General features: G+C 67.3%; 7 protein-coding genes. All 7 read right to left on the bottom strand.

Annotated features, from left to right (window positions below; translation table 11 throughout):
* Window positions 1-113: 113 nt before the first annotated feature.
* The 7 genes from budC to GGR48_RS08205 all read right to left on the bottom strand — a co-directional run bounded on the left by budC (window position 114) and on the right by GGR48_RS08205 (window position 12,958).
* Window positions 114-878, bottom strand: a complete 765-nt coding sequence (gene budC, locus GGR48_RS08235; protein WP_183951434.1) for a meso-2,3-butanediol dehydrogenase — start codon at window positions 876-878, stop codon at window positions 114-116.
* A gap of 79 nt (window positions 879-957) precedes the next feature.
* Entirely contained in the window at window positions 958-2,022 is a 1,065-nt protein-coding gene (locus GGR48_RS08230) for a patatin-like phospholipase family protein (RefSeq protein WP_183951433.1), read from the bottom strand.
* Between the two features lie 95 nt (window positions 2,023-2,117).
* Window positions 2,118-4,028 (bottom strand): alpha-L-fucosidase, encoded by a 1,911-nt coding sequence (locus GGR48_RS08225; RefSeq protein WP_183951432.1) that lies wholly within the window; start codon window positions 4,026-4,028, stop codon window positions 2,118-2,120.
* 23 nt (window positions 4,029-4,051) lie between these two features.
* Window positions 4,052-6,364 (bottom strand): GH92 family glycosyl hydrolase, encoded by a 2,313-nt coding sequence (locus tag GGR48_RS08220; RefSeq protein WP_183951431.1) that lies wholly within the window; start codon window positions 6,362-6,364, stop codon window positions 4,052-4,054.
* A complete protein-coding gene (locus GGR48_RS08215; protein ID WP_206362413.1) occupies window positions 6,361-7,785 on the bottom strand; it encodes a glycoside hydrolase family 125 protein in 1,425 nt (474 codons plus the stop codon). Before GGR48_RS08215 ends, GGR48_RS08220 begins: the two co-directional genes overlap by 4 nt.
* Complete coding sequence (locus tag GGR48_RS08210; protein WP_183951430.1) at window positions 7,782-10,298, bottom strand: glycoside hydrolase family 3 C-terminal domain-containing protein; 2,517 nt, start codon at window positions 10,296-10,298, stop codon at window positions 7,782-7,784. Before GGR48_RS08210 ends, GGR48_RS08215 begins: the two co-directional genes overlap by 4 nt.
* Entirely contained in the window at window positions 10,295-12,958 is a 2,664-nt protein-coding gene (locus GGR48_RS08205) for a beta-mannosidase (protein ID WP_183951429.1), read from the bottom strand. Before GGR48_RS08205 ends, GGR48_RS08210 begins: the two co-directional genes overlap by 4 nt.
* Window positions 12,959-13,134 lie beyond the last annotated feature (176 nt).

Genomic DNA, 13,134 nt, shown 5'->3' with positions numbered 1-13,134 from the left:
TTATGGAGCGACAACGTCGGATTTATTATTTGGCTCCCAATTACATAAGAGATTGATACGGGATAGGAGCCGCGCGCCGATGGCTCCTATTAATCTTGATCTGCATCTATATTTCAGTGGAGCGGCGGTTGCCCGTTCGATGCGCTCAGGCCGCCATCCACCGGCAGGTTGACGCCGGTGATGAAGCGCGCGTCGTCGCTTGCCAGGAAGGCGATCGCACCGGCAATATCCTCGGGCTGCGCGCCACGGCCCATGGGGATGCGCTCCTCGAACTTGGCGATCAGCTCGGGCTGTTCCTTCATGCCGGCGGTCAGTGCGGTGTAGGTCAGCGAGGGGTTCACCGCATTGACGCGCACGCCATGCGCCGCCTCGTCCAGCGCCAGCGCGCGGGTGAAGTTCGTCACCGCGCCCTTGGCCGAGCAATAGAAGCTGTGGTTCCAGTCGCCGCCCAGCCCGGACACCGAGGACATGTTGATGATGCAACCCTTGGAGGCGCGCAGATGCGCGATGGCGGCGCGCGCCATTTGGACGACGCCGTAGAGATCGGTCTCGATCACCTTGGCGAAGGCCGAGAGGTCACCTTCGTCCAGTTTCCCGAGATGATCGACCCCGGCATTGCTGACCAGCACGTCGATCCGCCCGAACCGCTCGATGGCGAGCGCCACCAGCGCTTCGCAGTCCGCCATGACGGACACATCGGTTTCCCGCGTCGCCACCGTGGCGGGGGCCAAGTCGCCGGCCAGCCTGTTCAGCCCTTCGGCATCGGTGTCGCCCAGGACCAAGGTCGCGCCTTCCTCGGCGAAACGTCGCGCGGCACCTTCGCCGATCCCCGACGCCGCCCCGGTGATGACGACGATCGTGTCGGAAAATCTGGCCATGGTGTCGGCTCCTGCCCTGGGATCAAGGGTGCATGAACCGTCGCCATGGCATAGCGTTCCGCCGGAAGTGCGCAGGGCCTTATGGCCGCCGATCCTCAGGCAGCCCCTCGAAGGAGGAATCGCGCCCCAGAAAATCGCGATGCTCGGTCAGCCATGTCTCCGCCTGCGTCCGACCCATGGCACGCAAATCCTCCAGCACCGACCAGCGCGTATCGACCTTGCTGGTACCCGAGGGGCCGGCGAGCGCGTCGGGCGGCGACAACAGGTGCAGGTTGACCCGCGCGATCGCCTGCATGCGTGGATCGTGCGAGGCGTCGGCGCGCGCGATGTCCTGAACCTCCGACAGCGCGCGCAGGTCGCGGCGGAGACAGGCGTTGAAGCTGATGTCGCTGACCCGGCGCATCACCTCGCCGACCGAATCGCCGACATCCTCGACGGTGAAGGGCGTGATCTGGACGATGATCATGTCGGTCGCGCCGATCGCATTGGCCAGCAGCGGCTCCAGCGCCGGGTTGGCGGTGAAGCCCCCGTCCCAATATTGCTCGCCCTCGATCTCCACCGCCGCGAACAGATCGGGCAGGCAGGCCGAGGCCATCAGCGCGTCGAGCGTCACCGCCTCGCCGGTGAACAGCCGCGCCGAGCCGGAGGCGATATGCGTGGCGGCGACGTAGAAGGGCAGGGTGGTCTGGCGTGCGAGCAGGTCAAGATCGACGCTGCCCTCGACCGCGCGGCGCAGCGCGCTCATGTCGCGGACGCCGGGCAGGAACGGCGCGACATAGCGGCTGGACATCTTGGCGATGTCGAGCGAGCGGCGCAGCAGCGGCTCGAAAAACGGGCCGCCCATAGCACCGACATCGAGCGGGGCGAGCGGCGAGGCGTCGGCGACGTTGCGCCACAGTCGCTCGAGTGCGGCCACCGCGCCCTCGCGACCATGCGCCGCATAGCCCGAAACCACGGCCGCCCCGTTGATGGCCCCGGCGCTGGCGCCGCTGACGCCGACTATTTCGATGTCCTCTTCGAGCAGACGCTCGACGACGCCCCAGCCATAGGCCCCGTGCGCGCCACCGCCTTGCAGCGCGAGGGCGACGCGGGGACGCTCGGCGCCTTCCGGCTTCGTCGCGTTCGGATCGTGACGGTCGGTCATGTCATTCTCCTGTGCGTCATGCCATGTTGCAACGCACAAGAGGCAAATACCACCCCGCCGCCGTGCAAAATTAACGGCGGCGGGGTGGGATCGGGTCAGCGCCTGGTGAAGCCGCCGATCCCGGCGATCGCCAGCTTGGCGGCGGGCTTGGACATTTCGGCGAAGGTCAGGCGGAGATAGCGGACCGGCCGGACGCTGGTGAAGGGCAGGCGCTGGGTCGACAGGGCATAGGCGATGTTCGAGAACTCGCCCGAACCCGCCGGGGTCCAGCTCTTGCCGTCGACGCTGGTCTCCGCGACATAGCCGCGTGGCGGTGCGGCGTCGATCATGACCTGGCGCGAAGGCGTCAGGCTGAAGCCCGCGACATCGCGGACCTGGCCCATGTCGACCGTGACGCTGGCGGGCTTGCCCGCGACCGGCGCGGGTTGGACCCAGATAGTCTTGGCATCATTGTCGAGCAGCTTTTCCGCACCCGGCGCGGTCGCCGAGACGATCGTCCAGTCGGTCGTCGCCAGCACGGTCGGGTCGCTCGACACGATGGCGGGGACGGGGACCGGTGCGACGCTCTGGAACAGCGACACCTCGCTGATCGCGGGGCAGACCGGCGCGTCGACGATGCGCAGGCGGACGCGGCGCGCGGTGATCGGCTGGGGCAGGCGGATGATCCGCTGTGCGCTGATGCACTCATGCTCGGCGAGCTGCTGCCATTTGCCGTTCACTTCGACATCGACCGCGAAGCGCGTGACGCGCACGCCCAGCGGCAGATATTCGCGGATGCGGATCAAGTCGAAACGGCGACCCGGCGGCAGGTCCAGCGTCAGGCTGGGCGTGGTGACGCCGTCTGGTGCGGACCAATAGGTGTCGCGCTGGCCGTCGAGGACCTTGGCCGCCTCATACCCCTTGCCGCGCACATGGCTGGCGCTCGCCACCGCGCCCTTTGCCAGGTCGGTCGCGAAGCTGGCGCGGATCGCGTCGCCGAAGCTCTTCAGGATCTTCACATCCTGATCGGGGATGCGGCCGCGCCGGTCGGGCGGCAGGTTCAGGTTCATATTGGTGCCGCGCGCGACCGAGGTGTCGAAATAGCCGACGAGGTTCTCCGGCGAGCGGACCTTGGAGTCTTCGTCCGCATGATAGAACCAGCCCGGCCGGATCGACGTGTTGGTCTCGGCGGGCCACCAGAGCGGAGCCCCGCGCACGCCCGAATTGCCCTCCGACTGGACGTACGGATGGTTCGGCATGGTCGGCCAACACGGATCGCCCGCGATACCGTCCTCATTGCCGACCCAGCGGATGTCGGCGCCCAGCGGATCGAAGGTACAGGCCATCGGCTGATGCTGATGGACCAGCGCGATGATCGAGGGCCAGTTGTAATATTTGGGCGCATCGATCTGCCGCGTCTCGCGCGCGCCGCCATAATAGCCGTCGCCGCCATTGGCGCCATCGAACCAGAATTCGAACAGCTCGCCATAGCCGGTGCACAGCTCGACCACCTGCTTGCGGAAATAGTCGACATAGGCGGGCCGACCATATTCGGGATGGTTGCGGTCCCAGGGCGAGAGATAGATGCCGAAGGCGAGGCCTGCGCGCTTGCACGCATCCGACATCTCGCGAACGATGTCGCCCTGGCCATTCTTGTACGGCGAGTTGCGGATGCAATGCTCGGTCAGCTTGGTCGGCCACAGGCAGAAGCCGTCATGATGCTTGGCGGTAAGGATGATGCCCTTCAGATTGCCCGCCTTGGCCGCCCCGACGATCTGGTCCGCGCTGAAATCGGACGGGTTGAACATCTTGGGGTCTTCGTCGCCATAGCCCCATTCCTTGTCGGTAAAGGTGTTCATCGCGAAGTGGATGAAGGCGTATTGCTCGCGTTGATGCCAGCGCCACTGCCGCGCCGAGGGGACCGCGCCATAAGGCGCGGGCGCACTCGCCCCCTTCTGCGCGAAGGCGGGCGCGGCGGAAGCGACCAGCCCGGAGGCGAGGACGGCGCGGCGGGAGAAATCGGTCATCGTCAATTCGGCTCCGGGAGGGATCAGGCGGGCTGGTGGTCGAAGGAGGGTGGCCGGTCCTTGGGATCGCGGCCAAAGGCGGGATTGGGCTGTGCCCCCATGGTGAAGGACAGGGTGCCGCCCTTGGACAGGGTGGCATGATCGATCCAGCTCCTGGTCCAGGGGCGACCATTCCAGGTCACCGACTGGATATAGGGCGTGTCGGGCCCATTGCCCTTCGCCTCGACGACCAGCGTCCTGTTGCCGCCGACCGTCACCTGCGCCCGGTCGAAGAGCGGGCCGCCGAAGACATAGGCGCCGCTGACCGGATCGACCGGATAGAAGCCGAGCGCGGAGAACAGGAACCACGCGCTCATCTGGCCGCAATCGTCATTGCCGATGATGCCGTCGGGCGCGTTCTTGTACATCTCGGTCAGCAGGCGGCGGACCATGCGCTGGGTCTTCCAGGGCGCGCCGACATAGGCGTAGAGATAGGCGGCATGCTGGTCCGGCTCGTTGCCATGCGCATACTGGCCGACCAGCCCGGAAATGTCCGGCGGCGCGTTCTTCGGGAGCGTCGAGGGCGCGGAGAACAGCGCGTCCAGCTTCGCCTCGAACTTCGCGTCGCCGCCCATGTGGCGGATCAGGCCGTACACGTCATGCTGGTTGAGGAAGGTCGCCTGCCAGCCATTCGCCTCGGTATAGTCGCGCCACCAGGGCTTGGGCATGTGGCCGAGCTGGACGGGGTCGTAATCCTTCCACCAGCTGCCGTCGTCGAAGCGGGGGCGTGCGAAATTGATCGAGGGATCGATGACGTTGCGCCAATTGCCCGAGCGCTTGCGCAGGCGGTCGGCCTCGGTGGTTTTGCCGACGCGACGCGCGATGTGCGACGCCGCCCAGTCGTCATAGGCATATTCCTGGGTCCGGCTGACGCTCTCGAACCAGATGTCGGCGGGGACATAGCCCTTGGCGTCGTACAGGTCGCGGCCCTTGGAGTTATCCATGTCGGGCGCGGAGAAGTCGAAACTGCGCTTGGCGATGCCGGGCCAGGCGGCGGCGTAATCGGCGGGAATGCCCTTCACCATCGCCTCGGCCATGATCGGCGTGCCGTGCCAGCCGATCATTACGCCCGTCTCCTTGCCCTGCAGCGTCCAGACCGGCGGGCCATAGGCGCTTTGCTGGGTCTGGCGGATGATGTCGTCGACCAGCTTCTTGGCCTGGGCCGGCTGGGTCAGGATCAGCCAGGGGTGGAGCGCGCGGTACGTGTCCCAGGTGGAGAAGGTGCTGTAGGCGAACTGCCCGGCGGGGGCGGTGTGCACCCGACCGTCGAGACCGACATAGCGGCCGTTCACGTCCGAGAAGAGCGTCGGTGCGACGAGTGTATGGTAATTGGCCGAGGCCATGATCGCCTGCTGGTCCGGCGTCCCGCCCTCGACCCGGACGCCGCCGAGCGTCTCGGCCCAGCGGGTCATCGCGGCACGGCGGGTACGATCGAAGTCCCAGTGCTTCGCCTCGGCTGCCAGGTTGGCCTTCGCCCCCGCGACATCGACCGCCGAGATGCCGCAGCGGATCAGCAGTGGCGCATCGCCCAGTTCGTCGAAGAACAGCGCGGCCTTCAGGCGGTTGCCCTTGACGGCGGTGCCGTTCGCAGGCGCGTCATTGTCGCCGTAAAGCTGGATGCGGGCAGGCTTCTTCGACAGCTGCATCGCGAAGAAGATGCGCCGTCCCTTGGCCCAGCGGAACACGCGGCGGGTGCCGGTGATGGTGCCGTCGGGCTCGACAGTCAGCTCGGCATCGGTGATGAGCGGCTTTTCATCGGTCTTGTCCAGCACCAGATGCGACAAGTCGATCAGCACATGACCCGGCCCCTTGGGGTAGGTATAGCGGTGCCAGCCGGTCCGCTCGGTCACCGTCAGTTCGGCGAGCACGCCCGACTCCAGCTTCACCCGGTAATAGCCAGGCTCGGCCTGCTCGTCCGAGTAACGCTGGCGATAGCCTGCATCGGGGTCGGATAGCGGTCCGGGGACCAGCTTCAGGTCGCCCCGCGTCGGCACGATCAGCACGTCGAGCATGTCGCCGATGCCAGTGCCCGACAGATGGGTATGGCTGAACCCCATGATCGAGCCGTCACCATGATGATAGCCCGAACAGGTGTCCCAGCGCTCGACATCGGTATCGGGGCTGAGCTGCACCATGCCGAAGGGCATCACGGCGCCCGGATAGGTATGGCCGTCACCGCCGGTGCCGACGAACAGATTGGGGCGGGCGACCGTCATCGGCACGGCGGCGCTGACGCCCCCGTGCGGCAGGCTGGCAAGCGCGGTCCCGGCGAGGAGCGAGCGGCGGCTGATGATCATGCGAACGTCTCCCGCAATAATTCCGGCCGGGTGGCCGCGACATGGACGATCAGCTCGCCGAACAGGCCATTGGCCCAGGCGAACCAGTCGCGTGTGAACTTGGTGGGATCGTCAATATCGACCCCTTCGTGAATGAAGCCCGTATGCCCGTGCGATCCACGGATCATCGACAGGCTGTTGCGCAGCAGCACAGGGTCGGTCGAGGTCAGCGCACGGGTGATGATCGACATCGGCCAGACCTGGCCCGGGCCGGTGTGCGGGCCGCCGATACCGGTCAGCGCCTTGCCCTCGAAATACCAGGGATTGTCCTTGCTCCAGCAGGCCGCAAGCGTCCGCTGCCACAGCGGATCGGCCGCATCGACGCAGCGAAGATAGGCGAGACCCGATAGCGACGGCACATTGGCGTCGTCCATGAAGACGGTATTGCCATAGCCATCGACCTCATAGGCCCAGACGCGTTTGCCGCTGGGCAGGGTCATCGTGCCGAACTGCTTGAGCGCGGCCTCCACCTCGGCGGCCAGCGCGGTCGCGTCCTGCGCCAGAGCGGCCTCGCCGACCGCGTTCGACAGCGCGGCAAGTTCGCGCAACGTCGTCATCGCGAACAGATTGGCGGGCACGAACTGGCCGTAAAGGCAGGCATCGTCCGAGGGGCGGAAGCCCGAATGGATCATGCCGTTGGGACGCGTCGGCAGGCCGGTGCCGCGATAGAGCGTCTCGGTCGGCTCAGGCGCGGAGCGGCGGAAGCGATAGGGGCCGGGGCCTTCCTTGCGCTGCTGCTCGCGGAAGGTCTTCACGATGGCCCGTGCGGAGGCTTTCCACTCGGCGTCGAAGGGCGTCGTGTCGCCCGTCTCACGCCAATAGTCATGCGCCAGCCGGATCGCGTAGCAGAGAGAGTCGATCTCCCACTTCCGCTCGGCGACACCGGGCTTCATGTCGGTATCGTCCTTCAGCGCCCAGCTGAGGTTCGTCCTGGCGGTCGGGTCCTGCATGAAGGCGTTGGCGTAGGGGTCGATCAGAATCGACCGCGCCTGTCGCCCGATCAGCCCCCGGAACAGCCGCCCCAGCGCCGGATCGCGCTTCGCCAGATGCAGATAGGGCCGCAGCTGCGCCGCCGAGTCCCGTAGCCACAGGCAGGGGATGTCACCAGTGATGACGAAGGCATCGGCCTTGCCGTTCACCTCGCCCAGCGACAGCACCGTGGTGTCGAGCGTGTTGGGATAGCAATTGCCGAACATCCAGCGGAGTTCGGGATCGGCGATCAGCTTGGAGATACGGGTGATCTCCGCCTCGACCGCCTTCGACACGAAACGGCGTTCGGCGACCGGCGGGCGCTTGCTGACGAAGCCGGGCGCGGCGGCGAAGGCGGGGGCGGCGGCGAGCGCCGCGCCGCCGGCGATCAGTTCACGACGGTTCGGGGTCACTTGGGCAGGTCCTGCGCCTGGCCGGTCACGGTGAACTGGGTCCACTGGCCAGCACCGTCGCCCGGCTGGCCGCCACCGATATAGAGCTTGTAGGTGCCCGGCAGGATGCGGCGGGTGCCGTCGCGCCAGACCTGGCTCATCATACGCGGATCGATGGTGAAGCGCGCCGTGCCCGCCTGACCGGGCTTCAATGCGACACGGGTGAAGCCGACCAGCTGGCGTTGCAGCACGGGGTCGGTCAGCACCAGCTTCTCGTCGGTGGCGGGCGGGACCAGATAGGCCTGCGCCACCTCTTCGCCCGCACGCTGGCCGATATTGCGCAGTTGCACCGCGACATCGACCGGCTGGCCCGCCGCGACGCTGGCGGTGACGGTCGGCTGGCCATAGTCGAACTTGGTATAGCTCAGGCCGTGCCCGAAGCCCCAGGCGGGCTTGCCGGTGAAGTAGCGATAGGTGCGCTCCTTCATGCCGTAATCGGCGAAGGCGGGCAGGTCGGCGGTCGAGCTGTAGATGGTGACGGGCAGGCGGCCCGACGGGTTCACGTCTCCGGCCAGGATCTCGGCCAGCGCGGTGCCGCCCTCGGTGCCCGGATAAAAGGCCGCCAGCGTGGCGGCGGGCTTGAAGTCGCCCAGCGACACCGCCGAGCCCGACATGACGACCGCGACCACGGGCTTGCCGGTCGCCTGAAGCGCGGCGAGCAGCTTGCGCTGCGGCTCGGGCAGGACGACCTCGGTGCGGTCGCCGCCTGCGAAGCCGGGGACCGAGACGCCCAGCGCCTCGCCCTCCAGATCGGGCGACAGGCCGATTACCGCAATCAGCACATCGGCGGTCCCGGCGACCTTCAACGCTTCGGCGGTCAGTGCCTCGGCGGGCGGGAGCCATTGCAGGCGCAGCCCCTCGTCGCCGCCCTTGTGATCGATCTCGACGCGGATACGGCGCGGCGCGGAGCCGTCGATCGTGGTTTCCAGCTTCTTGCCGCCGATCACATCGTCCACGACCAGCTGGTCGTCGATATAGAGCTTCACCGCATCATGCGCGGGGCAGGCGTGCCAGCAGGCGGGGCCGTCGAGGCGGAGCTTGTACTGGCCCGGCCCTGGCGGGGTCAGCGTGCCGGTCCAGCGCCGCTGGAAGGGTGCGGTCTTGGTGTAGTTGAAGTCGATGCGGCGGTCCTGACCGGCGGCGGTCCACTGGCCGTTCGCGCCCATCGTCTCGACCGTCAGGCCGGGCTTGCCGTTCGCCGACAAAGCGGTTTCGGGGACGACCACGAACGCGCCTTCGGCCAGCACCGAGCCTTGCGCATAGCGGACATCGCGGCCGAACTTGGCGCGGATTCCATCCAGCGGGGTGACGGGGTTGATCGCGGTGCCGTGGTAATTGCCCTCCAGCACGCCCAGATCGTCGGCATCCGCGCCGAACACCGCCAGTTTCTTGCCCTTGAGCGGCAGCAGGTCGTTCGGATTGTCGAGCAGGATGATGCCCTTGCGCGCCGTCTCCAGCGCCAGCGCGCGGTGGGCGGGGGTGCCGACCTCGCTGGGCTTGATGCGGTTCCAGGGGCTGTCGACGGTCAGCATCCGCCGCACCGCCAGCGCACGGGCGAGCGCGGTGTCGATCTCGCCCTCGGTAATCAGGCCGCGCTCCACCGCCTGAGGCAGCGAGCGATAGGCGTTGCCGCAATTCAGGTCGGTGCCCGCGCGCAACGCCGCCGCCGCTGCGGCGGGCGCGTCGGGCTGGGCATGGTGGAACATCCAGATATTGCCGACCGCATCGCAGTCCGACACGACAAGGCCGTTAAAGCCCCAGTCGGTGCGCAGCCGCTGGGTCAGCAGCATCGGGTTGGCGCAGACCGGCGTGCCGTGGATCGCGTTGTACGCGCACATCAACGACAGCGCCTTGCCCTCGGTCACCGTGGCGCGGAAGGCGGGGAGGTACGTCGCCTCCAGATCGCGCGGGGACACCATCACGTCGAAGCTGTCGCGCCCGCCCTCGGGACCGGAATGGACCGCCATATGCTTGACGGTCGCGATGACCTTTGGGTGCTTCAGATCCGGGCCTTGCAGGCCGCGCACGAAGGCGATGCCGATGCGGCTGGTGAGGAAGGGGTCCTCGCCGTACGTTTCCTGGCCCCGGCCCCAGCGCGGATCGCGGAAGATGTTGATGTTGGGCGACCAGATGGTCAGGCCCTGATACAGCCCGCGATCGGCGTTCAGCGGCTGCGAATTGAACTTGGCGCGCGCCTCGGTGGCGACGACATCGCCGACCTTCTGGATCAGCGCCGTGTCCCAGGTCGCGGCCATGCCCATCGCCTGCGGGAAGACGGTCGACGGCCCGTTGCGCGCGATGCCGTGCAGCCCCTCGCTCCACCAGTCATAGGCGGGCAGGTTCAGCGCGGGCTCGGCGGGGGCTTCGTTGACCAGCTGTGCCGCCTTTTGCGCGACGGTCAGCTTCTGCGCTTCGGGGGGAAGGGCGGGGGTGGCGGCCTGACCGGCGGCGGCGAGGAGGAGGAAGGGGATCACTGGGCGTCCTTCGGACCGAGGGTGTAGATTTTCAGTTCGCGCGCCAGGGTGGCGGCGTCCGCGTCGCTTTGAATGGTGAGCGTGATGCTCTCGCCGGGCAACAGGTCAAAGCCGTCATCGGAGGGTTCGGCGGCGGTCGTGCCGAAATTGACCTGCACCTGCCGCGCCAGGTTGCGCGCGGTCAGCGTCAACTGCTTGCCCGCCCAGCGCGCGGTGATGCCCGGCGCGGGGTAGAGCATGTCGCGCGGCACCTTCCGCTCGATGATCTGGCGGGCGATGACCTTGTCGCCGTCGAACAGTTCGGCGGCGCCGTAGCTGCTCTCCGGCGCCGCGCCTGCGAACAGCGTCGCATCGGGGATCGTCGCGACATCGCTGGCCGAGGCGGCCGCCATCGTCACGCTGCCCGATTGCGAACCCAGCTTGCGGCCGTCCATGCCGTATCCGGTGACGCGCCAGCCGAGCGGCTTGGGCGTGGTGGCGTCGGACACCAGGGCGATCCGTGTCGCGCCGGGCTTGGTCTCCGCGACGATGGTCTGGGGTGCGAAGAAGCGGCGGACCTCGTGCTGGAGCATCTTGTCATGCCCGGTCCAGTCGATGCTCGACCAGCTGATCGCGGGCCAGCTGTCGTTGAGCTGCCAATAGAGCGAACCCAGCGTCACCGGCCGACAGGCGCGGTGGTGACGCGCGGCGAGGCCGATCGCGCGGGCCTGCATCGCCTGGCTCAGATAGACCAGATCGGCGAAATCGCGCGGGTCGCGTAGATTCTGCTTCAGGTAGAAGGTGATCCGGTCATTGCCTTCACCGGCCAGGAACTTCTGGTGCGCCTTCATCACCGGGCTGTCGATGCGGAAGTCCGCCGGATCGGCGAAGGTCGCGATGGTCGACAGGTCGGGGAAGGCCTGGAAGCCATATTCCGACATGAAGCGCGGGCAGCTCAGGGTGTAATTCTCGATCGACTTGGAGCCCGACCAGACGTCCCAGAAATGGCGGTCGCCATCCTTGTCGGTGTCGGTCGGCCCCTCATAATCGGTCGAGGGCGAGCCGGGCCAATAGGGGATGCCGGGCGAATTCTTGGTCACTGCCTCGCGCAGCACGCGGTCGAACAGCACGGCCATGCCGGTGCCGATCCGCTCCTGCTCGTCCGGGCCGACCGCCTTCTTGAACGCCTTGCGATCCGACCAGTTTTCCCAGCCCGACAGCACCTCGTTATTCCCCGCCCAGATGACCAGCGAGGGATGCGATTGCAGGCGCGCGACCTGTTCCTCGGCCTCGACCCGGACATTCTCGCGGAACTTGGCGTCAGGGGGCGTGACCGCGCCGCCGAACATGAAGTCCTGCCAGACCATCAGGCCCAGCTCGTCGGCGGCGTCGTAGAAGCTGTGCTCGGGATAATAGCCGCCGCCCCAGATGCGGACGATGTTCATGTTGGCGGCCGCCGCCTTTTCCAGCAGCTGGCGCTCGGTCGCAGGCGATACGCGCGACGGGAAGGCGTCGAACGGGATGACGTTGGTGCCCTTGGCGAAGATGACGTTGCCGTTGATCTTCAGCCCGAAGCTGCCGTCCTTCCGCACCAGTTCGACGGTGCGCAGGCCGGTGCGCTTTTCGACCGCATCGGCCCCGGCGAGCGCGGCGTTGACCGTGTAGAGCGGATGCGCGCCGAAGCCGATCGGCTGCCAGCGTTGCGGCCTGGTGATCGCGACTGGGACGACGACGTCATTTTCGCCTGGTTGGAGCGCGACATCGCGACGGACGCGGATGCGCTTGCCGTCGGGCCCGGTGACGGTCACGTCCATGCGGCCCGTCTGCGTACGGTCCGCGACGACCGAGGCACGGGCGAGGATGCGCGCCTCGGCATCGGTCAGCGCTTCCTGCTCGATGCGGAGGTTGTCGATGCGCGCGGCGTCCCACGCCTCGAGACGGGCGGGCCGCCAGATGCCGACATTGACGATGCGCGGCGCCCAGTCCCAGCCATATTGGTATTTCGGCTTGCGGATATAGGGCGAGGTTTGAACGCCCTTGGGCTCGTCGCCGTAAGGCGAGTCATATTCGCCGGGCAGCGGATGCTTCTCGGCCAGCACCATCGGCTGGAGCGTCTTGATCGGCGAGGCGAAGGTCACGACGATCTCGTTCGCGCCCGCCTTCAGTAACGGCTTGGCATCGGCGCGCCAGCGGCGATGGGCATTGTCCGCCGACAACAGGGGCTGGCCGTTGACCGTCACGGTCGCGAAGGTGTCCAGCCCGTCGAACACCAGGTCCAGGTGATCGCGGCGCAGCATCTCGGGGCTCACGTCCAGATTGGTGCGATATTGCCAGCCGGTCAGGCCCGCCCATTGGATCGGGGCCTCGTTCGCGCCCTTATAGGGATCGGGCACGATGTTGGCGGCGATCAGGTCCTGCTGCACGCTGCCCGGCACGGTGGCGCTCAGCCAGTTCGCCGCTTTCGGATGCGCGCTGGCGGCGGACGCGTCCTTCGGGTCGATCCGCACCTGCCAGCGGTCGAGCGTCGCCACCGTCTTGGGCGCGGCCAGCGCGGGGAAGGGAAGGGCAAGCGCGGCCAGGATGAGGCCGAGGCGATGTTTCAAGACGATTTTCCCCGAAAACGGCGCCCCGACGGTCGCGTCGCGACGCAGGCCCAGGGCGGTGGACAGATGCCGATGCATATCGCCGGAGCCGGGGCGAGCGGCGGCGAACGGAAAATTTCCCCGTCGTGTCAGGCTCTTCCTCGCCACCCCAGACCCCCAAATCCACCGGCTTGTCGCTCGCCGGTATTCTCATGATATGTTTTGGTATCATGGCGAGGTGGATCGGGGGCGTCCACCCTTTTTGCGCGTCGGAT

Source organism: Sphingomonas pseudosanguinis (assembly GCF_014196255.1).
GTDB classification, from domain to species: Bacteria; Pseudomonadota; Alphaproteobacteria; order Sphingomonadales; family Sphingomonadaceae; genus Sphingomonas; species Sphingomonas pseudosanguinis.
This window is presented reverse-complemented; position numbering and strand designations above follow the sequence as displayed.